21 protein-coding genes and 1 tRNA gene are annotated in these 25,976 nt (G+C 72.9%); 7 read left to right on the top strand and 15 right to left on the bottom strand.

Features of this window, described 5'->3' with window-relative positions; translation table 11 throughout:
- Nucleotides 1–9: 9 nt before the first annotated feature.
- From BFF78_RS25850 to BFF78_RS25835, 4 genes are read left to right on the top strand one after another with little or no spacing between them, the layout of a single operon-like run.
- Entirely contained in the window at nt 10–657 is a 648-nt protein-coding gene (locus tag BFF78_RS25850; RefSeq protein ID WP_069780575.1) for an ABC transporter permease, read from the top strand.
- Nucleotides 650–1,894 carry a betaine/proline/choline family ABC transporter ATP-binding protein gene (locus BFF78_RS25845; protein WP_069780574.1) on the top strand — a complete coding sequence of 415 codons (1,245 nt, stop codon included), beginning with the start codon at nt 650–652 and terminating at the stop codon, nt 1,892–1,894. The genes BFF78_RS25850 and BFF78_RS25845 overlap by 8 nt, the downstream gene beginning before the upstream one ends.
- Entirely contained in the window at nt 1,891–2,742 is an 852-nt protein-coding gene (locus BFF78_RS25840; RefSeq protein WP_069780573.1) for an ABC transporter permease, read from the top strand. The genes BFF78_RS25845 and BFF78_RS25840 overlap by 4 nt, the downstream gene beginning before the upstream one ends.
- Nucleotides 2,739–3,695: a glycine betaine ABC transporter substrate-binding protein gene (locus BFF78_RS25835; RefSeq protein WP_069780572.1), complete on the top strand. Its 957-nt coding sequence runs from the start codon at nt 2,739–2,741 to the stop codon at nt 3,693–3,695. The genes BFF78_RS25840 and BFF78_RS25835 overlap by 4 nt, the downstream gene beginning before the upstream one ends.
- 30 nt (nt 3,696–3,725) lie before the next feature.
- Here BFF78_RS25835 and BFF78_RS25830 read toward each other — a convergent pair whose 3' ends face one another.
- The 3 genes from BFF78_RS25830 to BFF78_RS25820 are packed head-to-tail and all read right to left on the bottom strand — an operon-like array spanning nt 3,726 to nt 6,405.
- On the bottom strand, nt 3,726–4,517 hold the full coding sequence (locus BFF78_RS25830; protein WP_069780571.1) for a S16 family serine protease: 792 nt from the start codon (nt 4,515–4,517) through the stop codon (nt 3,726–3,728).
- Nucleotides 4,518–4,549: 32 nt separating this feature from the next.
- The gene (gene menC, locus BFF78_RS25825) at nt 4,550–5,659 is read right to left on the bottom strand and encodes an o-succinylbenzoate synthase (protein WP_069780570.1); all 1,110 of its coding nucleotides are present in this window, start codon (nt 5,657–5,659) and stop codon (nt 4,550–4,552) included.
- Nucleotides 5,656–6,405, bottom strand: a complete 750-nt coding sequence (locus BFF78_RS25820) for a chorismate synthase (RefSeq protein WP_069780569.1) — start codon at nt 6,403–6,405, stop codon at nt 5,656–5,658. The genes menC and BFF78_RS25820 overlap by 4 nt, the downstream gene beginning before the upstream one ends.
- 101 nt (nt 6,406–6,506) lie before the next feature.
- Between BFF78_RS25820 and BFF78_RS49535 the strand changes: the two genes are divergently transcribed.
- The gene (locus tag BFF78_RS49535) at nt 6,507–8,060 is read left to right on the top strand and encodes a PucR family transcriptional regulator (protein ID WP_069780568.1); all 1,554 of its coding nucleotides are present in this window, start codon (nt 6,507–6,509) and stop codon (nt 8,058–8,060) included.
- Here the strand turns inward: BFF78_RS49535 and dapE are convergent.
- The 7 genes from dapE to BFF78_RS25780 all read right to left on the bottom strand — a co-directional run bounded on the left by dapE (nt 8,041) and on the right by BFF78_RS25780 (nt 15,864).
- Nucleotides 8,041–9,096 (bottom strand): succinyl-diaminopimelate desuccinylase, encoded by a 1,056-nt coding sequence (gene dapE / locus BFF78_RS25810; RefSeq protein ID WP_069780567.1) that lies wholly within the window; start codon nt 9,094–9,096, stop codon nt 8,041–8,043. The two genes, BFF78_RS49535 and dapE, sit on opposite strands and share 20 nt — an antisense overlap.
- The gene (locus BFF78_RS25805) at nt 9,093–10,550 is read right to left on the bottom strand and encodes an amino acid permease (RefSeq protein ID WP_069780566.1); all 1,458 of its coding nucleotides are present in this window, start codon (nt 10,548–10,550) and stop codon (nt 9,093–9,095) included. Before BFF78_RS25805 ends, dapE begins: the two co-directional genes overlap by 4 nt.
- Before the next feature lie 124 nt (nt 10,551–10,674).
- On the bottom strand, nt 10,675–11,316 hold the full coding sequence (locus tag BFF78_RS25800; protein WP_069780565.1) for an IclR family transcriptional regulator: 642 nt from the start codon (nt 11,314–11,316) through the stop codon (nt 10,675–10,677).
- Between the two features lie 309 nt (nt 11,317–11,625).
- The gene (locus BFF78_RS25795) at nt 11,626–13,425 is read right to left on the bottom strand and encodes a DEAD/DEAH box helicase (protein ID WP_069780564.1); all 1,800 of its coding nucleotides are present in this window, start codon (nt 13,423–13,425) and stop codon (nt 11,626–11,628) included.
- Nucleotides 13,426–13,569: 144 nt separating this feature from the next.
- Nucleotides 13,570–13,944, bottom strand: a complete 375-nt coding sequence (locus BFF78_RS25790; RefSeq protein WP_069780563.1) for a type II toxin-antitoxin system death-on-curing family toxin — start codon at nt 13,942–13,944, stop codon at nt 13,570–13,572.
- A complete protein-coding gene (locus tag BFF78_RS25785) occupies nt 13,941–14,141 on the bottom strand; it encodes a hypothetical protein (protein WP_069780562.1) in 201 nt (66 codons plus the stop codon). The genes BFF78_RS25790 and BFF78_RS25785 overlap by 4 nt, the downstream gene beginning before the upstream one ends.
- A 289-nt stretch (nt 14,142–14,430) precedes the next feature.
- Complete coding sequence (locus BFF78_RS25780; protein WP_069780561.1) at nt 14,431–15,864, bottom strand: MFS transporter; 1,434 nt, start codon at nt 15,862–15,864, stop codon at nt 14,431–14,433.
- A 174-nt stretch (nt 15,865–16,038) separates the two neighbouring features.
- On the opposite strand from BFF78_RS25780, the gene BFF78_RS25775 reads away from it, so the two are divergent.
- Together BFF78_RS25775 and BFF78_RS25770 are read left to right on the top strand one after the other, a co-directional pair.
- Nucleotides 16,039–16,113, top strand: a tRNA-Cys gene (locus BFF78_RS25775).
- Nucleotides 16,114–16,167: 54 nt separating this feature from the next.
- Nucleotides 16,168–17,151, top strand: a complete 984-nt coding sequence (locus tag BFF78_RS25770; RefSeq protein WP_069780560.1) for a DUF8017 domain-containing protein — start codon at nt 16,168–16,170, stop codon at nt 17,149–17,151.
- A gap of 9 nt (nt 17,152–17,160) precedes the next feature.
- Here BFF78_RS25770 and BFF78_RS25765 read toward each other — a convergent pair whose 3' ends face one another.
- The 5 genes from BFF78_RS25765 to BFF78_RS25745 form a co-directional block, all read right to left on the bottom strand.
- A complete protein-coding gene (locus BFF78_RS25765; RefSeq protein ID WP_069780559.1) occupies nt 17,161–18,321 on the bottom strand; it encodes an SUKH-4 family immunity protein in 1,161 nt (386 codons plus the stop codon).
- 224 nt (nt 18,322–18,545) lie between these two features.
- Entirely contained in the window at nt 18,546–20,861 is a 2,316-nt protein-coding gene (locus tag BFF78_RS25760) for a xanthine dehydrogenase family protein molybdopterin-binding subunit (RefSeq protein WP_069780558.1), read from the bottom strand.
- Nucleotides 20,858–22,978, bottom strand: a complete 2,121-nt coding sequence (locus BFF78_RS25755; RefSeq protein WP_069780557.1) for a 2Fe-2S iron-sulfur cluster-binding protein — start codon at nt 22,976–22,978, stop codon at nt 20,858–20,860. The genes BFF78_RS25760 and BFF78_RS25755 overlap by 4 nt, the downstream gene beginning before the upstream one ends.
- On the bottom strand, nt 22,975–23,868 hold the full coding sequence (locus tag BFF78_RS25750; protein WP_069780556.1) for an FAD binding domain-containing protein: 894 nt from the start codon (nt 23,866–23,868) through the stop codon (nt 22,975–22,977). The genes BFF78_RS25755 and BFF78_RS25750 overlap by 4 nt, the downstream gene beginning before the upstream one ends.
- Before the next feature lie 267 nt (nt 23,869–24,135).
- The gene (locus BFF78_RS25745) at nt 24,136–25,806 is read right to left on the bottom strand and encodes a beta-N-acetylhexosaminidase (RefSeq protein WP_099054932.1); all 1,671 of its coding nucleotides are present in this window, start codon (nt 25,804–25,806) and stop codon (nt 24,136–24,138) included.
- Between the last annotated feature and the right edge of the window lie 170 nt (nt 25,807–25,976).

Here is a 25,976-nt window from a genome sequence, read left to right as displayed (position 1 = left end):
TGAGCGCGGGTGAACTTCTGGGAGTACCTGGGCAATCGCCACCAGCAGCTGCTCACGGACGCCTTTCAGCACGCCAGCGTGGTCTTCCAGTGCATGGTCCTGGCGACCGTCATCGGGGTGCTGATCGCGGTCGTCACCTACCGCTCCGACTGGGCGGGCAACCTCGCCACCACCGCCACCTCCACCCTTCTCACCATCCCCTCCCTCGCCATGATCGGTCTGCTGATCCCGGTCGTCGGCCTGGGCGTGCCGCCCACGGTGATCTCGCTGACGCTGTACGGGCTGCTGCCGATCGTGCGGAACGCGATCGTGGGCCTGCGCGGGGTGGACCCGACGCTGGTGGACGCGGCCCGGGGCATCGGCATGTCCGGCCCGATGCGGCTGGTGCGGGTGGAGCTGCCGCTGGCCTGGCCGCCGGTCCTGACCGGCATCCGGGTCTCCACGCAGATGCTGATGGGCATCGCCGCGATCGCCGCCTACGCCTCCGGCCCGGGCCTCGGCAACGAGATCTTCCGCGGGCTGGCCTCCCTGGGCAGCAAGAACGCGCTGAACCAGGTGCTCGCGGGCACCCTCGGGATCATCATCCTGGCGCTCCTGTTCGATGCCGCGTACGTCCTGATCGGGCGGCTGACCACTCCCAGGGGGATCCGTGCCTGAGACGACGACGGCCGCGCACGGCGCGTCCATCGAGCTGGAGAACCTGAGCAAGCGCTACCCGGGCAGCGCGCTGCCGGCCGTGGACAACGTGAGCATGGAGATCAAGGCGGGCGAGACGGTCGTCTTCGTGGGCCCGTCCGGCTGCGGAAAGTCCACGACGCTGAAGATGATCAACCGGCTGATCGAGCCGACCGGCGGCCGTATCCGGATCGACGGCGAGGACGTCACCGGCATCGACCCGGTCAAGCTGCGCCGCAAGGTCGGCTACGCCATCCAGTCGGCCGGTCTCTTCCCGCACATGACCGTCGCCCAGAACATCGCCCTGGTGCCGAGGATGACCGGCTGGCCGAAGAAGCGGATCCGGGACCGGGTCGAGGAGCTGCTCGACCTCGTCGGGCTGGACCCGGGCGAGTTCCGCGGCCGCTATCCGCGCCAGCTCTCCGGCGGCCAGCAGCAGCGCGTCGGCGTCGCCCGGGCGCTCGCCGCCGACCCGCCGGTGCTGCTGATGGACGAGCCGTTCGGCGCGGTCGACCCGATCACCCGCGATCACCTCCAGGACGAACTGATCAGGCTCCAGCACGAACTGCACAAGACGATCGTGTTCGTCACCCATGACTTCGACGAGGCGATCAAACTGGGCGACCGGATCGCCGTACTGCGCGAACGCTCGCACATCGCCCAGTTCGACACCCCGGAGGCGATCCTCACCAACCCGGCCGACGACTTCGTCTCCGGTTTCGTCGGCGCGGGCGCGGCCCTGAAGCGGCTGAACCTGACCCGGGTGCGGGACGTGGAGATGCGGGACTACCCGACGGTGACCGTGGACACCCCGCTCCAGCAGATCTTCGGCTTCCTGCGGGGCAGCGGCACCAACGAGATCCTGCTGCTGGACAAGCGCCGCCGGCCCTACAAGTGGCTGCGGCGCGGCGACCTGATGCGGGCCAAGGGCTCGCTGGCCCGCGCGGGCACGCTGGTGCACGACACGGTGACCCGGGACGCGACCCTCAGGGACGCGCTGGAGGCCGTACTGACGGACAACGCGGGCCGGGTCGCGGTGACCGGGCGGCGCGGCGAGTACATCGGCGTGGTCGACATGGAGACCCTGATGAACTCCGTGCACGAACTGCTGGAGGCGGACCGGCTTGAGGCGATGGAGGCCCAGCACGAGCTGGAGGAGGCCCGCGCCCACCAGACCCACCTGGAGCAGGAAGGCCCCGGAGGGGTGACCAAGGCGTGAGCGGCGACCAGCAGCGGCCCGAGGGCGAGCACGAGGTCAAGGGCCTCGCCTTCCGCGACGCGGGCGAGGCGGAGCAGGAGGCCCCGCCTCCTGCCCGGCGCCCGCCCGCACGGCGCCTGTCCTGGCAGCGGCTGACAGTCCTGCCCGCGTTCCTGGTGGCCCTGCTGCTGGCGACCTGGCTGTGGTTCCGGCAGGCGCACCTGGACACGATCTCGCAGAACGCGCTGTCGGGCGGTCAGGTCTCCAAGGCGCTGTGGCAGCACGTGAAGCTGACGGTGGTCTCCACCTTCTTCGTGCTGATCATCGCGATCCCGCTGGGCATCGTGCTCACCCGGCGGGCCTGCCGCAGGGCCACCCCGGTGGCGATGGCCTTCGCCAACATGGGCCAGGCGACTCCGGCGATCGGTCTCCTCGCCCTCCTGGTCATCTGGCTCGGCACGGGGACGAAGGCGGCCCTGATCGGCATCATCGTCTACGCGATCCTGCCGGTCCTCTCCAACACCATCGCCGGCCTCAGGGCCAACGACCCGACCCTGCTGGAGGCGGCCCGCGGCATCGGCATGTCCCCGCTCGGCGTGCTCGGCACGGTCGAACTCCCCCTCGCCGTCCCGCTGATCCTCGCGGGCGTCCGTACGGCCCTGGTCCTCAACGTCGGTACGGCGACCCTGGCGACCTTCGGCGGAGGCGGCGGCCTGGGCGTGCTGATCACCACCGGTATCACCACCCAGCGCATGCCGGTGCTGGTGCTGGGCTCGGTCCTCACGGTGGCGCTCGCACTGCTGGTGGACTGGCTGGCCTCGCTGGCCGAGGTGCTGCTGCGCCCGCGCGGCCTGGAGGGGGGCACATGAGACGCGGCACCTGCCTGGCCCTGGCAGGGCTGCTGCTGGCGTCCGGGTGCGGGCTGACCAGCGGCTCCCCCATGGTCGACGCCGTGCGGCCCGGCACGATCGGGCGGGGCGAGCCGCTCAAGGGAGCCCGTCTCACCGTCACCTCCAAGGAGTTCACCGAGCAGCTGATCCTCGGCGCGATCATGGGGATCGCCTTCCAGGCGGCCGGCGCGGACGTGCTGGACCGCACGGGCATCCAGGGGTCCATCGGATCGCGGGAGGCGGTGAAGAAGGGCGACGCGGACGCGCAGTTCGAGTACACGGGCACCGGCTGGATCACCTACCTGGGCAACAGCAGGCCGATCCCCGACCCGCACAAGCAGTGGGAGGCGGTACGCGACGCCGACGTACGCAACGGGCTGACCTGGCTGCCGCCCGCCCGGCTGGACAACACCTACGCCCTGGCCATGAACCAGGCCGGCTTCAAGAGGTACGGCACCCGGACGCTGTCCCAGGTGGCCGCGCTGGCCAAAAAGGACCCGGGCGCCGTCACCCTGTGCGTGGAGAGCGAGTTCGCCAACCGGGCCGACGGACTGCCCGGCCTGGAGAAGGCGTACGGGATGAGCGTGCCGGCGCGGAACGTCACGCAGATGGACACCGGGATCATCTACACGCAGGTCGCCAAGGGGAAGTGCGCCTACGGGGAGGTGTTCACCACCGACGGGCGCATCAAGTCGATGAATCTGGTGGTGATGGCGGACGACCGGAAGTTCTTCCCCGACTACAACGCGGCGCCCGTGATCAACACCAGGGTCCTGAAGAAATGGCCGGCCATCGCGAGCGTCATCGGGCCCGTCACCGAGAAGCTGGACAACTCGGTGGCGCAGACGCTGAACGGCAAGGTGGACGTGGACGGGCAGGATCCGCATCAGGTGGCGCTGGACTGGATGAAGCGGGAGGGGTTCGTGAAGTAGGCAGCGCCCAGGCCGTGCCCCGGTGCCGGCCTAACAGCTCGGCACCGGACCCTTCCCCTTCTCCAGGGCCACCAGGGAGTTCACCGCACCCTTCAGTGTGGTGACCGGTACCAGGCGCAGCCCCTTGGGCAGTTCCGCCCTGGCCTCGGCGCACTCGGCCTGTGGCAGCAGGAAGACGGTCGCCCCGTCGCGCCGGGCGGCCTGGGTCTTCAGGGCCACCCCGCCGACCGCGCCGACCGTGCCGGAGGCGTCGATCGTGCCGGTACCGGCGATGGTGCGGCCGCCCGTGAGGTCGCCGCCGCTGCCGTCGCCGTGCAGCTTGTCGATGATCCCCAGCGTGAACAGCAGACCCGCGCTCGGCCCGCCCACGTCGGCGAGCGTCAGCGTGACCTTGACCTTGCCCGCGCTCAGCCCGAGGTACTTCAGCGCCGCCTGGGTCGCCGCGTCCTGGGACTGCCGCATCTGCGCCTGGTTGTGCTGCTGGATCTCCTTGACGGTGTTGCCGCTCGGGTAGACGGCATCACGCGGCATGACGGCCCGGTCGGTGCGGAACCAGTTGCCGGCCACGTCACCGAGGGTCACCGTGGCGTCCGGCCCGGTGGCCTCGATCGTGACCATCCGCAGCTGCCCGCTGGTCTTCCGGGCCGCCGCACCGGAGACGGTGATCACCTGGGTGCCCCTGTTCTCCCCGAGCACGTTCGCCGTCATCCCGGGCTGGGCCACCGAGAACGGCAGCGGCGCGAACGCCGCCGTGGCCAGCAGGGCCACGACGGGGAGGGCGCAGACGGCTACGGCCTGGGGACGCGTGAGACGTGAGAGCACGGAATCAATCTAACGTGACCACGACCTGTGCCTTATGCCGCGTACAGGTCCCGTCGCCCCCGGGTGAACCGGCGCAGGGCCTGCGGCAGGGGCTCGATGCCGATTCCGGGGGTGACCGGGACCGGGAGGTGGCCGTCCACCAGGACGAACGGCTCGGTGATGTCCTCGGCGAAGTAGCGGGCGGAGGCGGAGGTGTCCCCGGGGAGGGTGAAGCCGGGGAGGGCGGCCAGGGCGAGGTTGGGGGCGCGGCCGACGCCCGTCTCCAGCATGCCGCCGCACCACACCGGGACCCCGTGCGCATGGGCCACGTCGTGGACCCGGCGGGCCTCCAGGTAGCCGCCGACCCGGGCGGGCTTGACGTTGACCACCCGGCAGGCGTCCATCGCGATCGCGGCGGCGGTGTCCCGGGCGTGGTGCAGGGACTCGTCCAGGCAGACCGGTGTACGCAGCCGCCGCTGCAGCCGGGCGTGGGCGTGCAGGTTGTTCTCCTCCAGCGGCTCCTCGATCAGCAGCAGCCCGAAGTCGTCGAGGCGGCGCAGGTGTTCGGTGTCCGCGAGGGTGTAGGCGGTGTTGGCGTCGACCTGGAGCGGGAGGTCGGAACCGAAGCGCTCGCGGACAGCCCGTACCGGCGCCACGTCCCAGCCGGGCTCGATCTTCAGCTTGATGCGGAGGTACCCCTCGGCGAGATGGCGCTCGACCTCGTCCAGCAGCTCGGCCACCGAGTTCCTGATGCCGACCGACACCCCGGCGGGCACCCGGTCCCGTACCGCGCCCAGATAGGTCGCGAGCGGCATGCCGTACGACCGCAGCTCCGCGTCCAGGACCGCCGTCTCCAGGGCCGCCTTCGCCAGCTCGTGCCCCTTGATCTTCGCCAGGGCCGGGGCGAGGGCGGCGACCGTGACCTCCCCCAGCGCTGCCGCGCGCGGGATCAGGAAGTCGCGCAGCACGATCTCGGCGCCGGCGACGAACTCCGGGCAGTACAGCGGTTCGGGGTCGGCGGCGAACTCCGACCAGCCCTCGGCGCAGTCCGTGACGACGTGCAGGAGGAAGGTGTCCTTCGCCGTCATCGTCCCGAAGGACGTACGGAAGGGAGTGACCAGCGGGATCGCCACGTGCACGATCTCGACGCGTTCGAGCTTCATGCGCCCTCCTCCGTCCGGGTGAGCGTGTACCAGCCGTCGCGGGACATCCCGGTGGCCCGGAACCCCTCCACGAAGGCGTCCAGGAAGACGTCGCGCACCGCGTGCCGCCAGCGCAGCGCCAGCGCGGGGTCGGCGGCGCGCAGCTTGACGATGTCCTCGGGCACCCGGCACCAGATGTGCCGGCCGGCGCGCCGGGCGAGGGGGTCGCCGTCGGGGGCGGTGGCGGTGACCGGTCCGCGGGGTTCGCTGCCGTACGCCGCCGGCGGCGCGGTCAGCTGCCACGTGACCGTCAGCCGGTCGCTCTCGTCGCCGTCGTTCACGCCGTCGGTCATGGGGCCGTAGAAGTCAACCAGGTACTCCGTGCCGGTGGCGCCCAGCTTGACCAGGTTGAAGCGGGCGTTGCGGCCGACCAGCGGGTCGAAGGTCCAGCGCATGGTGCGGGCGCCGAGGCCGAGGGCCCAGTCGCGCTGGGCCAGCTTCACGGCGTGCCCGAGGCCCCGGTCGGCGGCGGCCACCAGCGAGTACGTGCCGCGGTCGGCGCCGAGGACGGCGACGCAGGCGCCCGCGAGCCGCTGCCCGTCGTACGCGCCGTGCACCGCGCCGCCGGCGTGGACCAGGCTGTGCAGGACCTCGGCCGGGTAGGGCGGGGCGGTGCGGGGCGTGTGCCAGACGTCGCTGAAGTAGTCGGCCACGGCCGCGAGGGAGGCGACGTCGTGGACGGTACGGATGGTGACTCCTGCTGTCATGGGACGAGTCTCGAAGGAGCCGGGCCCGCGCGTGTTGTGCGAGCGGCCAAGGGATGCGTAGGTTCGTTTCACCATCCGCCAACAGCCTGCTGAGGAACCTCATGGACGCCTGCACTCTCGGTGACCTCATGGACGTCGCCGGCGGCCCGGCCCTGCGCCTGCACACGGCCCCCGCCGGGCGGGCCGTACCGGTCACCGAGGCGGTGCTGTACGACGGCCGCACCCCGCTGCCCCGGCTGCCGGGCGCGCTGCTGCTGGCGGTCGGCGTGCCCGCGGCCGAGGCCGGTCCGCTGCTGCGGGCGGCGGCCCGGGCCGGGCTGACCGGGGTGGTGGTGCGGGGCGCGGACGGCCCGGTCGCCGAGGCGGAGGCGCACCGAGTGGCGCTGCTGTCCGTCGCCGAGGACGCCGCCTGGCACCGTGTGCACCTGCTGCTGGCCTCGGCCATCGCCGCACAGCCCACCGCCACGGCCGCCGACGGCGGGCTCGGCGACCTGTTCGCGCTGGCCGACGCGATCGCGACGGCGACCGGCGGGGCCACGGCCGTCGAGGACCCCCGGCAGCGGATCCTCGCCTACTCCACCGTCCCCGGTCAGCCGGTGGACGAGGACCGCCGGCAGGGCATCCTCGGCCGCCAGGTGCCGGCCAGCGCGGAGAACACCGAGCAGTACCGCCGGCTCTTCGCCGCCGACCGCCCGCTCCGGCTGCCCGCGCTGTCCGAGGGGGACCTGCCCCGCCTGGCGATGCCGGTGCGGGCCGGCGGCGAGACGCTCGGCTCGGTGTGGGTGATCGACGGCGGCTCGCTCGCCCCGGACGCCGAGGACACCCTCGCCCAGGGCGCCTCCACGGCCGCCCTGCTCCTGCTGCGGGCACGCGCGGCCCGGGAACTGGCCCGGCACCGGGGCGGCGAGCTGCTGCGCCGCCTGCTGGACGGCACGGCGGCGGATCCGGCGACGGCCGCCGAACGCCTGGGAGTCGCGGGGCCCGCCCGGGTGGCGGCCTTCGTGCTGGACTCCGCCGCGAGCGTCCCGGACGCCGAGCGCACGGCGCTGCGCCTGCTGGACGTCGTACGGCTGCAGTGCGAGGCGCGTTACGGGCGGCACGCGGGCGTGCTGGTGGACGGGGTGGTGTACGCGGTGCTGCCCGGCTCCGGAGAACGGCACGGGAAGCTGGCCGAGGACATCGTGGCGCGGGCCGGGCAGGCGCTGCGGGTGCCGGTGCGGGCGGCACTCGGCGAGGTCGTGCCGGACGCGGCGGGGCTCGCTCACTCGCGGGCGGACGCGGATCTGGTGCTGCGGGTGCTGGACGCGGAGCTGCCGGTGGCCACGGTGGACGAGGTCAGGGCGCGCGTCGCCCTGCTACGGCTGGCCGAAGTGATGGGCGAGCGGCGGGAGTTGAGCGCGGGCGCGTGGCGGCGGGTGCTGGCGTACGACGCGGAGCACGGCACGGAGTACGCCCGCACGCTGGTCTGCTGGTTCGACGCGGGCTGCGACATGGCGGGCGCGGCGAAACTCCTCGCCGTACACCCCAACACCTGCCGCTACCGCCTCCGGCAGCTCCAGCAGCACGCCGGGGTCGACCTGGACGACCCCGACGAACGGCTGGTGCTGTGGCTCCAGTTGCGGGTGCTGGCCGGCCTCAGCTCAGCCACGCACTGAGCCGGCTCTCGCACCGCGCGAGGTGCTCGACGGGGACGTACTCCCCCGCCGTGTGGGCGAGGGAGGGGTCCCCGGGGCCGTAGTTGAGCGCGGGCACGCCCAGCGCGGCGAACCGGGCGACATCGGTCCAGCCGAGCTTGGGCCGGGGCTCGGCACCGAGCGCGGAGACGAGCCCGCCGATCCGGCCCAGATGCGGCAGGGCTCCCGCGACGACCTCGGTGACCCGGACCTCGTACCCGGGGAAGAGGGAGCGCACGTAGGCCTCCGCCTCCTTGGGCGAACGGGTGGGCGCGAAGCGGCAGTTGACGGTGACGACGCACTCGTCGGGTACGACGTTCCCGGCGACCCCGGCCCGTACGGCGACGGCGCTGAGCCCCTCCCGGTACTCGAGGCCGTCGACGACGACCCGCTGCGACCGGTGCTCGTCGAGCCGCCACAGCACCCGGCCCGCCCTGTGGGCGGCGTTGACGCCCTGCCAGGCGCGGGCGGTGTGCGCGCGGGCGCCCTTGACCACGATGTCGGCGGTGAGGATGCCCTGGCAGCCGGCCTCCACGCCCGCGTCGGAGGGCTCCATGAGGATCGCCAGGCCGGCGTCGGCGAGCAGTTCGGGACGCTCGGCGCCGATGCGGGCGAGCCCGTTCCGGTCGCCCTCGACCTCCTCGCACTCGTAGAAGACGTAGGTGACATCGCGGACGGGCGCGGGCACGGTGGCGGCGAGCCGCAGGGCGACGGCGACCCCGCCCTTCATGTCGCAGGCGCCGAGCCCGTGCACACGGCCGTCGGCGAGCCGGGAGGGCAGATTCCCGGCGGCCGGGACGGTGTCCAGGTGCCCGGCGATCAGGGCGCGTTCGGACCGGCCGAGGTTGGTGCGGGCGACGACGGAGTTGCCGACCCGGTCGACGGTGAGGTGGGGAAGCGCGCGCAGGGCGGCATGGACGGCATCCGCGATCTCCGTCTCCCGCCCGCTCTCGGAGGGCAGGTCGACGAGGGCACGGGTGAGGGAGACGACGTCGGCAAAGAGGTCGAGGCGGGTCATGCGGGATCTTCCTGGGTGGCGCGGTTGAGCTTGGAGTGCCGGATGCCGTAGAGGCCGTAGACGACCAGCCCGGCCGCCATCCATGCCCCGAACGCGATCCAGGTGTCGGCGCCAAGGCTGCCCAGCATGTAGACGCAGAAGCCGACGCCGAGCAGGGGCGTGACGGGCGAGAACGGCACCCGGAAGGAGCGCGGGAGGTCGGGGCTGCGCCGGCGCAGCAGTACGACGGCCAGGTTGACCAGCATGAACGCGAACAGGGTGCCGATGCTGGTGGCGTCGGCGAGGCTGCCGAGCGGGACCAGGGCGGCGAGGACGGCGATGAAGCCGGACACGATCAGGGTGTTGGCGCGGGGCACGCCGGTGCGCGGGTGGACCCTGGCGAACAGTGGCGGCACAAGCCCGTCCCGGGCCATGGCGAAGAGGATGCGGATCTGCCCGTACTGCACGGTGAGCACCACGCTGGTGGTGGCGACGACGGCGCCGACGGACAGCAGGATCGGCCACAGGCTCCCGCCCCCGACGGCCCGTACGAGCACCTCGCTGAGCGTGGCCTCGGTGCCCGCGAACTGCTTCCACGGCATGGCGCCGAGCGCGGCGACGGCGACGAGCACGTACAGGGCGGTGACCAGGACGAGGGACAGGATGATGGCGCGCGGCAGGTCCCTTTGGGGGTCGCGTGCCTCCTCACCTGCGGTGGAGGCGGCGTCGAACCCGATGTAGGAGAAGAAGAGCGAGGCCGCGCCCGCGCTCATGCCGGCGGCGCCGAGCGGGAAGAGGGGGTGGAAGTTCCCGGCGCGGAAGGCGGTGAAGGCGACGGCGCAGAACAGCACGAGGGCGGCGATCTTGACGCCGACCATGATGGTGTTGGCGACGGCGCTCTCCTTGGCCCCGCGCAGCAGGACGACCATGGCGAGTACGACGATGAGGGCGGCCGGGATGTTCAGGGTGCCGCCGGCGCCGGGCGGGGCGCTGAGCGAGTCGGGGAGGGTGATCCCGAAGGTGAGCTGGAGCAACTCGTTGACGTACTGCCCCCACCCCACGGCGACGGCGGCGACCGACACCCCGTACTCCAGGATCAGGCACCAGCCGCACACCCAGGCGACCAGCTCGCCGAGGGTGGCGTAGGCGTAGCTGTAGGAGGATCCCGAGCCGGGGATCAGGCCGGCCAGTTCGGCGTACGACAGCGCCGAGAACAGGGCGGTGACGCCGGCGACGACGAAGGAGACGACGACCGCGGGTCCCGCCTCCGGCACGGCCTGCCCGAGCACCACGAAGATGCCGGTGCCGAGGGTGGCACCCACGCTGAGCAGCGTCAGCTGGGCCACGCCCATGGTCCGCCTGAGCGGGCTGCCGGCGGCCTCCCCGACGAGGCGTTGCACCGGCTGGCGGCGGGTGAGCCGACGTGTGGGTGTTCCCTCTGCTCTGGCCTCCGGCCGGGTACCTACTGTGTCCACCGCGCTCTTCCCTCCGCCTCGGGGCTGTATGGCCCTTGATGATGCGGAGGGGGAAGGGTGACGGGGTGAGCGGATCGGCTAAAGGTACGGGGCAGGGATTGGCCGGATGGGCAAAGCCGACTAGTCAGCGCAGCGCTTCGGCGACCTCCTTCGCCGCTTCCACCACCCTCGGTCCCACCCGTTCCGGTACGGAGTCCGCCAGCATCACCACACCCACGCTGCCCTCGACCCCGGTGACCCCGACCAGCGGCGCCGCGGCCCCGCTGGCCCCGGCCTCCAGTTCGCCGTGCGTGAGGGTGTACCCGGGGTCCGCGGAGGGCGACAGCCGGGCCGCCAGGATGGCCTTGCCCGCGGCTCCCCGGTCCAGGGGATGCCGGAAACCGGCCCGGTACGCCACGTGGTAGTCGGTCCACGTCGGTTCGACCACGGCGACGGCCAGCGCCTCCGTCCCGTCCACCAGCGTCAGATGCGCCGTCGCCCCGATGTCCTCGGCGAGCGACCGCAGCGCGGGCAACGCGGCCTCCCGTACCAGCGGATGCACCTGCCGGCCGAGCCGCAGCACCCCGAGCCCGACCCGGGCTCGCCCGCCCAAGTCACGCCGCACGAGGGCGTGTTGTTCCAGCGTGGCGAGCAACCGGTACACGACGGTACGGTTCACGCCCAGTTTCGTGGACAACTCGGTGACGGTCAGCCCGTGGTCGGTGTCGGCCAGCAGCTTGAGGACACGCAGTCCCCGGTCGAGCGTCTGAGAGGTCTCCGCGGTCACGACGCCCACTCCTTTGGTGGTGAGGTCGGCGGCCCGCTGAGCGAGGGATGCGTCACCGAGTCCCGTCGGCGACGCGCATCAGAGGCCGCCGATCGGCAGAACGGCTCGGCGGCTCCGGGCCTTGTCGCTTCACGGCTGCGCTCCGCGGCGGCGCTGCCACGGGGCGTGTGCGTAGCGGGACAGTAGCGAAGCAGGTTCGCTGAGCGGAAGTCTCAGTCCAGAATCCGGGCAAGACCAGTTCCGGCCTGCCTGTATTCGTCCGGAAACGCACAGGCCCCAGGAACTGACACGCGCCAAGCCCTGGGGGGGTCACCGCATCCGGGTCGCCCACTCCTGCACCTTGGCGATCCGCTGCCGCAGCTGCCCCGCCGTGGCCTCCGCGCTCGGCGGCCCCCCGCACACCCGCCGCAGCTCGGTGTGGATGACCCCGTGCGGCTTGCCGCTCTGGTGGACGTACGCGCTGACCATCGTGTTGAGCTGCTTGCGCAGCTCCATCATCTCCTTGTGCGTGACCACCGGCCGCCGCTCGGCCGGCATCTCCAGCAGGTCGGCCTCGCTGTCCGGTTTCTTCCGGCTGTGCGCGATCTGCCGGGCCTGCCGCTTCTGCAGCAGCAACTGGACCTGCTCGGGCTCCAGCAGCCCCGGAATGCCGAGGTAGTCCTGCTCCTCCTCGCTCCCCGGGTGCGCCTGCATACCGAACTCGGCGCCGTCGTAGAGCACCCGGTCGAAGACGGCGTCGGACTCCAGCGCCTCGAAGGGCAGCATGTCCTGCTCGCCGGTGTCCTCGTCCTGCTGCTTGTTCGCCTCCTCCATCTCCTTCTCGGATTCGGCGTACGGGTCCTCCTCGCCCTCCTTCTTCGGCTTGTCGAGGGCGTGGTCCCGTTCCTTCTCCATCTCGTTGGCGAAGGTGAGCAGGTCGGGCACGGTCGGCAGGAACACGGACGCGGTCTCGCCGCGCCGCCGGGACCGTACGAATCGCCCGACGGCCTGTGCGAAGAAGAGGGGGGTCGAGATCGTCGTCGCGTACACGCCGACCGCGAGCCGGGGTACGTCGACGCCCTCGGACACCATCCGCACGGCGACCATCCACCGGTCGTCGCCGGCGCTGAACTCGTCGATCCTCTTCGAGGCGCCGGCGTCGTCGGACAGCACGAGCGTCGCCCTCGTACCCGTGATCTCCCGGATGAGCTTGGCGTAGGCGCGGGCGGAGTCCTGGTCGGAGGCGATGACGAGGGCACCGGCGTCCGGGATGGCCTTGCGGACCTCGGTCAGCCGCTGGTCGGCGGCGCGCAGCACGCTGGGCATCCAGTCGCCGCGCGGGTCGAGCGCCGTACGCCAGGCCTGGCTGATCGCGTCCTTGGTCATCGGCTCGCCGAGCCGGGCGGCGATCTCGTCACCGGCCTTGGTGCGCCAGCGCATGTTGCCGCTGTAGGAGAGGAAGATGACCGGCCGGACGACCCCGTCCGACAGGGCGGACCCGTACCCGTAGGTGTAGTCGGCGGCGGACCGCCGGATGCCGGCGTTGTCCTCCTCGTACGTCACGAAGGGGATGGGGTTGGTGTCGGACCGGAACGGCGTGCCGGTCAGCGCCAGCCGGCGGGTGGCGGGCTCGAACGCCTCAAGGCAGGCCTCGCCCCAGGACTTGGAGTCACCGGCGTGGTGGATCTCGTCGAGGATGACGAGCGTCTTGCGCTGCTCGACCCGGTTGCGGTGCAGCATGGGGCGTACGCCGACACCGGCGTAGGTGACGGCGACGCCGTCGTACTCCCGGCCGAGGGGCCCCGCGCTGTACTCGGGATCGAGCTTGATCCCTATCCTTCCGGCCGCCTCGGCCCACTGCTTCTTCAGGTGCTCGGTCGGCGCGACCACGGTCACCTGCTGCACGACGTGGTGGTGCAGCAGCCAGGAGGCGAGCGTCAGCGCGAAGGTCGTCTTGCCGGCGCCGGGCGTGGCGACCGCGAGGAAGTCACGCGGCTGCTCCTGGATGTACCTCTCCATCGCCCCCTGCTGCCAGGCACGCAGCTTGCTGGCGGTACCCCAGGGCGCGCGGCCCGGGAAGGCGGGCGACAGGTGGTGGGAGTGAGCGGAGGAAGCGGCGGTGGTAGTCACGGTCTCCGTTTGTCGGGGCTCAGGCGGCTCGGTTGTTCGGGGGCTCGGGGGTCTCGGCTACGTATGACAACCGGGCCACCCTACCGGCGCCCCGGCGGTGGCAACGCGCGAACGAGGCCGGGTCGCCCATGGGTGGGAGCCACGTCACAACTGCCGCAGCCGCCCCGCGATCACCCCGACATCACCGAGGTCACCGGAGGCCACATCGATGACCAGGTCGTACGCGGTGTCCTGGTCGGCGTCGGCGAGATCCACACCGTTGACGGCGAGGAAGGTGGCCGTGGCGAGCCACGCGGTGCGCTTGTTGCCGTCGACCAGGGGGTGGTTGGCGGCGAGGGCGTGCAGCAGGGCGGCGGCCTGCTCGTACAGGTCCTCGTAGGCGGCCGTACCGAACATCCGGGCCCGCGGCCGGTGCACGGCGGAGGCCAGCAGTCCCGGCTCGCGTGCCTCGGGCGCCCGGCCGCCGAAGGCGATCTCGGCGATGGCGGTGACCTCGGCGACGGTGAGGTGGCGGCTCATTCGCCCAGCCTCCGCAACAGCTCGGCGTGGCTGCGCGCGAGGCGCTCGGCGTGGGCACGGACCACCGCCGCCTCTTCCCGCAGATACCGGCGTACGGTCTCCAGCACCACCTCGTCGGCCCGGCGGCCGGTGGCATCGGCGAGGTCGTCCAGCCCCTGCCGAGTGGCAGCGTCGAGGGGGAAGGTCAGCTCGGGCATGGAGGAAGGCTAGGACGCGACAGGCCGCCCGGCGACCGGATTACCCAGGTCAGCGCGCCCTCAGCCGCCTCGTCACCCATGCCCCCGCTCGTCGGCCCCGGCGGCCGGTCAGCTCGGGCATGAGGGAAGGCTAGGACGCGACAGGCCGCCCGGCGATGGTTTTCCCTGGTCAGCGCGCCCTCAGCCGCGTCGTCACCCATGCCCCGCTCGTCGGCCCCGGCGGCCGGTCAGCTCGGGCATGAGGGAAAACAAGAACGCGACAGGCCGCCCGGCGACCGGATTACCCAGGTCAGCGCGCCCTCAGCCGCCTCGTCACCCATGCCCCTACCAGCGCAACCCCCGCCGTCGGCAGGAAGACGGCGGCGAAGGCGGCGGGATGGCCGCCGCCGGCGGTCGTGGGCGTGGTGGCCGCCGTGCTGCCGCCGCCCAGGGCCGCGAAGGCGGCGCCGGTCGCGGCGAGAAGGACGACGTTGGAGAGGGCGTCGGAGATCTGGAGCGCGGCGGAGTTGGCGCCGGCCTCCTCCGGGGCGGACAGCCTCAGCAGCAGCACGCTGGTGGAGGAGATCACCAGGCCCATGCCGAAGCAGCCGAAGCCCCAGGCGACGGCGACGGTCCACACGGGCACGGAGTGCACCAGCACACTGGGCGCGGCGGTGATCGCGCAGGCGACCAGCAGCATCCCGGCGGTCATCAGCCGCTCCCGGTACGGCTGCACGCGCGGCCGGGACTGCACCCAGGATCCCAGCGCCCAGGAGCCGCCGCCCGCCGCCAGCGAGAACCCGGCGAGCGTCGGCGTGAGCCCGCGCTGGGTGACCAGCATCAGCGGCACGAAGGACTCGGCGGCGACGAAGGAGCCGGCGGACAGTCCGCGCAGCAGCACGACGGAGGGCAGTCCGCGGGCGGCCCGGTAGGTGCCGCGCGGGAGGAGACCGAGCAGGGCGGGCACCAGCAGGGCGGCGCCGGCCAGCCCCGGGAGCAGGGAGAGCGGGCGCAGATCCTGGGCGGCGTACTGCAGGAGGCCGGCACCGAGGGAGACGGCGAGGGCGAGCCGGATCCGCCGCCGGTCGAAGGAGTGGGCGCCGGCCTCCTGGTCCACCGGGCCCGAGGCCCTGCGCCGTATCTGCGGCAGGGCGAGGGCCAGCGGGAAGACGACGAGGACGGGGATGCCGAGGAACACCCAGCGCCAGCCGAGGTGTTCGGTGACGGCGCCGGAGGCGAGCGGGCCGACGATGGTGGGGACGACCCAGCCCGCGGCGAAGGCCGCCATGATCGAGGGGCGCAGCCGCTCCGGGTAGGCGCGGCTGACGACGACGTACAGGGCGACGATGACCAGCCCGCCGCCGAAGCCCTGCACCGCCCGCCCGAGGACGAACACCCACATGACCTGCGCGGTCCCGGCGACGACCAGTCCCGCGGCGAAGGCACCGATGCCGGCGGTCAGCGCTCCCAGGGGGCCGCGCCGGTCGGACCACTGACCCGCCAGCACCATGCCGAGCAGGCTGGTCGTGAAGTACCCGGAGAAGGCGAACGCGTACAGGGCCACGCCGTCCAGCTCCCGCGCCGCGACCGGCATGGCGGTCCCGACGGCGGTCGCCTCGAAGGCGATCAGCAGCACGACGGAGACGATCCCGACGCTGAGCGCCCGGTAGGACCGGCTCAGCACGCCCTCGTCCTGCTCGACGGGGTTCACGACAGCGGCATCGGGGGGCTCCACGGCGGTCATGTCCGTCAGCGTAAGGTCCACAAGCCGCTTTGACCCCTGTCCGAGGTCCGGCCCACTCTGCGACCTTGGTCGTACATCCCCCTTTCATGAACGCCGTATGGCAGTCCCGTTGCAGCCCCGCCGGTTCCCTTGAGCCGCCCGGCACCGGGGCCGTAGCTTCGTTTCCACGAACACGGCCGTGTGCCCGAGTGGTTGAGGGGCTCGCCTGCAAAGCGAGTTACGTGGGTTCAATTCCCGCCACGGCCTCCAATGTCTTGACCAGGCTGAACCGACCTGGTGGCGGTGGCGCTAGGGTTGCCGCGCATGTGGCCAGGACAGCAGCCGCCCGGGGGCGAGCAGAACCCGCAGCACCAGAATCCCTACCAGCAGCCGAATCCGTACCAGCAGACGGGTTATCAGCAGCCGAACCCCTATCAGCAGCCGGCGCAGCCGCAGTGGGGCGCGCCCCCGCCGGCGGGGGCGCCGCAGCCGCCGAGCGGCGGAGGGAACCGGACCAAGGTCGTCGCGATCGGGGCGGCCACGGCCGTGGTGGTGGCCGCCGGCGTCACCGGTTTCCTGGTCCTGGGCGGCAACAAGGACGACAACGCCGGTGGCGGCAAGCCCAAGGCGCCGGTCAGTGCGTCGTCGCAGGGCCCGGCGGCCTCCGCATCCGGATCGGCCGACGACTCGCGCGGCACCGGAGCGGAGAAGCCGACCATCCCTGGCTGGAAGACGGTCGTCAACGCCAAGTGGGGCGTCGCCTTCGACGTGCCGGCGGACTGGGAGGTGAAGCCCCCGACCGCCGCCATCGGTTACGCCGACGACAAGACGGGCAAGCCGATCGCCTACATGTCAGGCATAGCCTCGTACAAGCCGAAGTGGTGCACGTCCGACGACGACAAGGACGGCCGGACGGAGGACACGGAACTGGCCGCGACCGGCACCAAGGGCGCGGGCGGTGCCAAGAGCACCGACCAAGTGGCGTTGAACACGGTGGGCTGGTGGGTCTACGCCCCCTATACACAGCCGGACAAGAAGAGCCTCACCATCGATGAGAAGGCCCAGCCCTACACGACCACCGCGGGGGTCAAGGGGAGCATCGCCTGGGCCCGGTCGGCCAACGCGCCCCGGCGGGGCAAGTGCGCCAGCGACGGCAAGGCGCTCTCGTTCGGCTTCAAGAACGCGGCCAGTGACTTCGTGTCGTGGAACTTCTACGGCGCCAAGGGCGTCCACGACGAGGTTCCCCAAGCGACCATCATGAAGATCCTCAGCACGGTCCGACTGCACGGCACGCCGACGGGGTCCTGAACCGCGCCCTCACAGTGCCCCACCCGATTCGTCCTGGAACTGCTGTGTCCAGTAGTGCCAGTCCGTGGTCGGGAGGGTGGCCGTGGGGTCGAGGGTGGTCAGGGTGTGGAGCATGGCGGCGGCCAGGTGGTCGTAGGCCCTTGTCGTCAGTTCGTGGCCGAGGTGGTCGTCGATGGTGCGCTCGTGGTGCAGCAGCCAGAGCGTGAAGGCGAGGGTGGAGACATCGGTGTTGAGGGGGTGGAGCGCCGCCTCCGGCTCGCTGAAGGTCAGGACCGCGCCCGTTCTGCCGTCGAGCACCAGGCTGTGGTCCTCGATCAGATGGCCCAGGCGGATCAAGTGGTCGGCGTGGGCCGGGAGTTCGTCCAGGCGGTGGTCGTCCGCGCACTCCTCGGTGACGTACTCCCGGAGCGTCGGCAGCGGGACGTCCGTGTCGGCGTGGAAGAGGACCGCCTCCTCCGGCAGCCCGGTCTCGCACAGGAAGCGCCGGGTCGGCTCGTGCGTGAGCGTCGCAGGGAAGTCGACCTCCTCGAAGCGGGCCACCCGGCCGTGCCCGAACTCCTGGTCCAGCAGGCGCGCGGGGACGTCCAGGGTGAGGCCGGAGGCCGCGCCGGGGCCCGCGGCGAGGGCGAGCGGGCGGATCAGGGCCGCCGCCTTCCAGTACGGCGGGACCTTGCCGCCCGCGCCCTCCTCGAAGAGGGCGAGCAGCCGGCGGGTCGCCTCGGTCACCGTCTCGGGGCCGTACCGGCCGGCGAGCGAGGCGAAACGGCCGCGCAGGCCTGCCAGTTCCTCGGTGACCGCGGCGAAGCGCAGCAGCGTGTCCAGGGACGGCGCGAAGGGGCGGGGGCGGGTCGGGTCGTAGAGGTACGCCGTCGTCAGCTCGCCGGTGCCGCCGTCGAGCAGGATGGACTCGCGGCGCATGCCCGGCGGGTTGAGGAGTTCGCCTATCACCAGCCGGTCGCGCAGCTCGTCCGCCACGCGGAACGGGCCGTCCGCGGCGTCGGCGAGCCTGCGCAGGCCGTGCGTGCGCAGCGGGGAGAAGGTCAGCAGGTCGGTGTCCGCGGGCAGTCCGGTGCCGCTGAGCAGGCCGCGCGTCGGCGCGTGCGTGACGTAGCGGTCCAGCTCCGCCTCGGTCAGCGTGATCGCCGCAACCCCGGCGTCGGTCGTGCTCATCGCTCCCCCGCGATCTTCCCCGTCGGTGCACACGTGCGTCGGCCCGTGTGCGAGTCCGTGCGTGGGAGTGCCCCCACTGCTCGGCACGCTACGCCGCCCCACTGACAACGGCCCTCACCAGGAAGGACGTCAGACCACCCGGGCCCGTTGCACGTCCGTGGGAATCGCGATCGTCGCCCCGGTGACCGGGACGACGCCGTCCGCTGTCCGTCGTCCGGGGAGGGTCAGTGGCCGGTCACCACCGCCGCCTGCGGACGGATCGGGAGGCGGTTGACCGGGCGGCCGGTGGCCGCGCGGACGGCGGAGGCGACCGCGGCCGGTGCCGTCACGACCGGGACCGCGCTGACGGACTTGGCGCCGAAGGGGGCGACCACGTCCCGTTCCTCGACCAGTTTGACGATGTGGATGTCCGGCGCGTCCAGGGCGGTGGGGAGCGCGTACCCGGTCAGGTCGGGGTGGCGGATCAGGCCACGCGGGGTGCGCAGGTTCTCGGTGAGCGCGATGCCTACGCCCTGGGTCACACCCGCCTCGATCCGGGCGGCCAGCTGGGTCGGGTTGAGGATGCGGCCCACGTCCTGGGCGACCGCCAGCTCCACGACCCGGACCGAGCCGAGCTCGATGTCGACGTCCACCACCGCGCGGATCGCGCAGAAGGCCAGGCCCACGAAGGCGTCGCCCTGGCCGGAGGCGTTCAGCGGCTCGGTGGGGTGCGGGCGGCACTGGGCGGTGGCCCACAGTTCCTTGCCGTCCATCGCCTCCGTGACGGTGGTCGACAGCACGCCGTCGTACGACGTGATCTTGCCGTCGGTGATCTGCAGCAGCTCCGTCGACATGCCGAACTTGTGGGCCAGCGGCTGGAGCAGTTGGGTGCGGACCATCTTCGCCGCGCGCTCCACCGCGCCGCCGGACACCCAGGTGTGCCGGCCCCGGCAGCCCGCGCCGGCCGGTGGCTGGTCGGTGTCGACCGGGGCGACATGGACTTCCTCGATGCCGAGGGTCTCCTGGACGATCTGCCGGGCGAGGGTGGTGAAGCCCTGGCCGGTCTCCACCGCCGCGCAGAGGACGGTCGCGACGCCGTCGTGGACCTTGACCGTCGCCGTGGACACCTCGTCGGCGCCCTCCGCACCGAGCATGTGCACCATGCCCAGGCCGTAGCCGACGCCCCGGCGCACCGCGCCCGGTTCGCCCGCGCCCTCGGGGCCGCCGGGCAGCAGCCACTCTTCCTCGGGCGTGTCCTTGGGCAGCGCCGGAAGCGGGAAGTCCCGTACCGCCTGCAGGAGTTCGGCCACCGGGGCCGGGCATGTCACGGTCTGGCCGATCGGGAGGACGTCGCCGGTGGCGAGCACGTTGCGCAGGCGCAGTTCGGCCGGGTCCAGGGCGAGCTTCTTGGCCAGTTTGTCCATCTGCGCCTCGTAGGCGGCGCACACCTGCATGGCGCCCTCGCCGCGGACGTGGCCGGAGGGCGGGTTGTTGGTGCGTACGGCCCAGCCCTCGATGAAGGCGTTCGGGACGACGTACGGCCCGCACGCGAAGGAGACCGCGGCGGCCAGCACGTCGGAGGAGGTGTCGGCGTACGCGCCCGCGTCCAGCAGGACCTGTGCCTCCACCTTCACCAACTTGCCCTCGGCGTCCGCGTGATGGCGGTACCTGAGAAGCGTCGGATGACGGTGGGCGTGGCCCAGGAAGGACTCCTCGCGGGTCGCCGTGAGCTTGACCGGGCAGCCGGTCTTCAGGGCGAGCAGGCCGAGCGGGAGCTGGAAACCCTGGTCCTCGCGGTCGGCGGTGGCGCCGGGCACCCCGGTGACGACGATCTTCACCCGATCAGGGGACAGGCCGTAGCAGGCCGCGGCGGTGTTGCGGTCGGCGTGCGGGTCGGTGGAGGCCAGGTACAGCTCCACACCGCCGTCGGGGCGCGGCACGGCGAGGCCGGCCTCGGCGCCGATGGGGGCCGGGTCCTGGCGCCCGATGCGGTACAGGCCCTCGACGACGACCTCGCCGACCACGTCCGGGTCGCCGTGGCGCAGCGGGATGTGCCGGATCAGGTTGCCGTCGGGGTGCAGCGGTTCGGCCTCGAAGGCCTGCTCGGGGTCGGTGACCGGGTCGAGTACTTCGTACTCGACGATGACGGCCGCCGCGGCCATCCGCGCGGTGTCCGGGTGGTCGGCGGCCACGGCGGCGATGGGCTCGCCGTGATGCCGTACGACCTCGGCGGCGAACACCGGCCGGTCGGGCGTGCCCCGGCCGTGGCGCGGGGTGCCGGGCACGTCCTCGTGCGTGACGACGGCCCGTACGCCGGGCATCTCGCGCGCGTGGCTGGTGTCGATGGACACAATGCGCGCGTGCGCGTGCGGCGAGCGCAGTACGGCCGCCCACAGCAGGCCCTCGGCCCACAGGTCGGCCGCGTAGGGGAAGGTGCCCTCGGTCTTGGCGCGGGCGTCGGCGTGCGGCAGGGAGGCGCCGATGCCGATGCCGTGCGGCAACGCCTCGGCCTCGGGGGCGGGTTCCGCGGCGGTGGTCGCCGTGGCGGCTTCGTTGCTCACGCCTGGCCTCCGTCCTGGCCGTAGTGCGGGTCGTGCGGTCCCGGTGTGCCGTGCGGCGGTGTGCCGTACGGGTCGGGCGTGCCGTACGGCGGCGTGTCTCCGTAGCCGCCGGGAGCGGCCTGCGGTGTGCCGAACGCGCCCGGCGCCTCGAACGCCGACGGGTTGACCCGGCCGGAGCCGGGGCCCGCCTGGTGGGGAATACGGGCCTCGTCCGCGTCCGTCTCGGCGTCGGTGGCGTGCGACGCCTCGCGTTCGGCGACGACCTCCTTGACGGCCTCGAGCACGCCCCGGTAGCCGGAGCAGCGGCACAGGTTGCCGCACAGCGCCTGCCGGGTCTCCAACTCGGTCGGAGCGGGGTTGCCCTCCAGCAGGTCGTGCACGGTCATCGCCATGCCGGGCACGCAGAAACCGCACTGCACGGCCCCGCACCGGGCGAGCGCGCGCTGCACGTCGGAGGGCTGGCCGTCGGCGGCCAGGCCCTCGACCGTACGCACCTCGCTGCCGGCCGCGGTGACCGCCGGGACCAGGCAGGAGGCCACCAGACGGCCGTCGACCTGGACGTTGCAGGCCCCGCACTCGCCCTGCGAGCAGCCGTCCTTGGCGCCCGCGAGACCGAGCCGCTCCCGCAGGACGTACAGCAGTGACTCGCCGATCCAGGCGTCGGTGACGGGCCGGTCGGCGCCGTTGACGCGCAGGACGTAGGAGGCGAGCGGGTGATCGTCGTGGGGCGAGAGGGGGGCGGCGGGTTCCTCGGCGGTCTCGCCCTCGGCCGCCTGCGCGGCAGCGTCCTGCGCCGGGTCCGCCGTGGGCGCCGGGGGCTCCTCGGGGTGTCCGGGGTGGTGTCCGGGGCGCTCGGGGGCGCTGCCGGGGGACGCCTCGGTGGCTTCGGCGGTGGGGATCTCGCCGGATTCCCCGGTGGGCTGCTCGGGCGTGTCGCGCGGCGCGCCCCGCTCGGGCTCCTGCTCGGGTGCGCCGTCCTCGGCCGGGTGCGCCGGGGCCGGGTGTGCCGATGGGGCCGCCGGGTGGGCAGCGGCCACTGCGCCGGCCGTGTCCGCCGTTGTGGCGGCCTGCCGGGCGGTGGCGTGACGCCGGGGACCCTCGTGGCCCGCCGGGCCGTCAGCGGGGCCCTGAGGGACCTGCGCGGGGGCATGCACGCCGACGGTGGCGTGTCCGTCCGCACGTTCACCCCGGTGGTCGGCTGCTCCGCGACCGGCCCGCTCCTGACGGGCCCCGTCGTGACCGGACTCGGCCCGGCCGGCATCCCCGCGGCCCGGCCCGTCGCCGCCGGGGTCCCGGTGACCGGCCGCCGCGTGGCCGGCCCGGTCATGACCGAACTCCGGGTGACGGGCGTCTTCGTGGCCCGCCGGCCCGGGGACGGTTTCCGCGTGAGCCGCGCCCGCGTGTCCCGTTCCGGCGTGAGCCTCCGCCGCGTGACCCGGCTCGCCGTATCCGGCCGGGCCGTGCCCGTACTGCTCCTCGCGTGCGTACGCGTCCGGTGCCGGTGCGCCGCCCGCCGGGTGGGTGCCGGTGTGGTCCGGCAGCGGGGCGGAGTCCACGTCGGCGGGGCTCCGGCCCCAGGCGTTGCCCGCGCCGTCCGTGGCCCAGGGCGCGGGTGCGCCGCCGGGCAGGGTGGCCGGCGGCGTGCCGCCCCACTGCTCGACCAGGGAGGACGTGGTGAACTCGCCCGATTCGTCCGGAAGGTCGCCGTCGGCGACCGGGATGGACCACTGCCCGGTGACGTCGTGTCCGGACGCGGCCGGGGCGGCGGGGTCGCCGAAGGTCCACTGCTGGGTCGCGCCGGGCTGGTAGGTGAACCGGTCGTCCGCGCCCTGCGTCTGCGGCGTGGCGTTCGGGTCGGGCCACTCGGCGCCGCCCGCGGGCGCGGTCCAGGTGCCGCTCGCCGCGGGGTCGCCGGCGCGGGGGGCTGCCGTTATCCGCGGCGGCACATAGCCGTGACCCGGCGCGGCCAGCGGGCTGTCGCCGGACAGCAGGGCGTCGATGCCGCCCTCGGGGAGCTCGACGAAGGCGGTGGCGCCGTCGTCGTAGTCGCCCTGGGGCAGCGGGTTCCAGCGTCCGCCGCCCTGGGGCGTGCCCTCTCCGTGCTGGTCGTCGGTCACGACAGCGCCCTCCCCAGTGCTCGTCGGGCCAGTGCGGCGACGCTGCGCCGCAGGTGCAGTACGGCGGGCGGAAGTGCGGGCACCGAGCCGTCGGGCTCCGGCGCCGGATCCGGGATGCAGGCCGCGGCGACGTACTCGCCGAAGGCGTCCAGGGCCTCCGGGACGAGCGCGCGGTCGTTGTCCCAGTCGATCAGCCGGGCGACCCACTCCTCGGCCTCCAGGGGCCGCAGCGGCATCGGCGCTATGGCGCCGACGGCGCACCGCACTCCGCGCCGGGCGGGGTCGAGGACCAGAGCCACGGAGGCCAGCGCACGGCCCGGCCCGGTCCGTCCGGTCGCCTTCAGGAAGACCTGCGGGGCGTGCAGCAGCGGCACGCGCACGTACCCGACGAGTTCGCCGCCACGCAGCATCTCCATGCCGGCCAGCAGGTGCGACACCGGGATCTCCCGGCGGGCTCCGCCCGGGCCCGCGATGATCAGCGTCGCCTCCAGGGCGGCCAGCACCGGCAGCGCGTCGCCGGTGGGCGCGGCCGAGGCGATGTTGCCGCCGAGGGTGCCCGCGTTGCGGATGTGCGGCGGGCCCGCGGCGCGCGCGGCGGCGGCGAGCGCCGGGATCAGGGCCGCGAAGTCGGGGCGGCCCATGCGCGCGTGGGTGAGGCCCGCGCCGAGCAGCGCGTGGCCGTCCTGGTACTGCCAGCCGCGGATCTCGCTGATCCGCCCGAGACCCACCAGGGCGGCGGGCCTGAGCTGGCCGGAGTTGACGGCGGCCATGAGGTCGGTGCCGCCCGCGACGGGCACGGCGGTGGGCATCGCGGCGAGGGCCGCCACCGCCTCGTCCAGCGTCGTGGGCAGCGTGACGGCCTGCGCCGCCTGCGGTGCGTGCGTGGTCAAACCGGCTGCCCCTTCCCGCTGCCCCACTGGTCCCACCTGTGTGGCCGTACGGTACGTGCTCACAGGGCGGACGTGGCAACTCTGGCACATCTTCGCAAGGGCCGAACGCGGGGGTCCGCTAGGAGGCGTTAGGAGGCATTCGCCCACCTCATCGCACAGATAGTCCGGTTTAGCACGGCATCACCGATGCACGCCGATTGACACTCTTCGGTGACCCTTGGCGCTGTTTTCCGGCACTTGTTCGGGAAGGTGACGTGGACGGGACGGTCACTTGTTCGGCGGCGGTCCCTCGATCGGACGGCCGAGGACACCGGGGCGCTTCTGCCACGGCCGGGGTCCGGTGGGTGGCCGGTAGGCGACGCCGAGGGCGTCAAGTCGCGCGTAATGGGCGCCCATACGGCGTTCGAAGCCGGCGAAGTCCCGTTCCGCGGGGGCGGGCAGCCGGCTCCAGGCCACCTCGGCGAAGGCCGCGAGCCGGGGGAAGGTCTGGTAGTCCACGCGTGCGGTGTCCTCCATCACCTCGGTCCAGACGTTGGCCTGAGTGCCCAGCACATGCCGGGCCTCCTCCTCGGTGAGGCCGTCCGGGACGGGCTCGAACCGGTAGACGTCCTCCAGGGTGCGCACGAACCCGATCGGCACCGGCTCGTCCTCGCCCGGGGCCTGACGGTGGTCCAGGTACACGTACTGCTCCGGGCACATGACGACGTCATGGCCGGCCCGCGCGGCCGCGATCCCGCCGCCGTATCCGCGCCAGGACGACACCGCGGCCCCCTGGGCGAGCCCGCCCTCCAGGATCTCGTCCCAGCCGATCAGGCGGCGCCCGCGCGCGGCGAGCCAGGCGTCGAAGTGGCCGATGAACCATGACTGGAGCTCGTCCTCGTCGGCGAGTCCGAGATCGGCGATCCGGGTCTTGGCGGTCACCGACCCGGTCCACTGCTCCTTGCGGCATTCGTCGCCGCCGACATGGATGAACTCGGACGGGAACAGCTCCAGGACCTCCTCGAACACCCCCTCGTAGAAACGCAGGGTGGTGTCAGTGGGGGCGAGTACGTTGGCGGAGATCCCCCAGTTGTCCCAGACGTGCAGGGCGGTGGTGTCGATGACATCGGTGTTGCCGAGTTCCGGGTACGCGGCGATGGCGGCCTGCGAATGCCCGGGTACGTCGATTTCCGGGACGACGGTGATATGCCGCTCGGCGGCGTAGGCGACGATCTCCCGGATGTCGTCCTGGGTGTAGTAACCCCCGTGCGGTTTCTCCTCCCACAGCGGGGAGGCCCGGTGACCGAATTTCGACCGTGCCCGCCAGGAGGCGGTTTCGGTCAGCTTCGGATACCGCTTGATCTCGATCCGCCAGCCCTGGTCGTCGGTCAGATGGAAGTGGAAGACATTGAGTTTGTGCGCGGCCATCAGGTCGAGATAGCGCAGCACGCCTTCCTTGGGCATGAAGTGCCGGGCCACGTCGAGGAGAAGGCCGCGCCAGCGGAACCGGGGGGCGTCGCGGACGGTCACGGCCGGGAACTCCCACTCGGTCCGGCCGCTGACCGGGGCGCGCCGGAAGGCCTCCGGGCCGAGCAGTTGGCGGAAGGTCTGGGCGCCCCAGAACAGGCCGGCCTCGCTCGCGCCGTCGATGCAGATGAGATAGCCGTCGGCGCACAGCTGGTAAGCCTCGGGACCGCCGAGCGCGTCCCCGAGCGCGGGGTCGATCCGCAGCAGGATACGCATGCCGCTGTCGCGGAGCGGGGCCAGCGGCAGCCCGGTCGCCGCGCCGACGGTCGTGCGCAGCCAGCGCGCGACGCGCTCGGTGCCCTCGGTGGCCTCGATCTCGGTGTCCGCGTCGAGGACGAATCCGGTGCCGCCGCCGGGCAGCGAGGCCGAGATACGGCTCGGCGCGGGGATCAGCGCCACCTCGGGATCCGGGAAGAGGGGTGTGTCGCTCATGTCGCCCGTCGCACCTCCGCCACACGCGTTGCACAGGGTGCAACGACAGTTCCACGCTGTGCACAACTCCGAAGGAGGTTACAGGTCTCGACCACTCGACGGCCACAGGACACGAAAACCCCCGGCACACGCGCACCGCGCCTGCACCGGGGGCCTCACCCACGCGGACG

The sequence above is a fragment of the Streptomyces fodineus genome (assembly GCF_001735805.1).
Classification (GTDB): Bacteria; Actinomycetota; Actinomycetes; order Streptomycetales; family Streptomycetaceae; genus Streptomyces; species Streptomyces fodineus.
The sequence above is the reverse complement of the archived record's forward strand: the minus strand, read 5'-3'. Positions and strand labels throughout refer to the sequence as shown.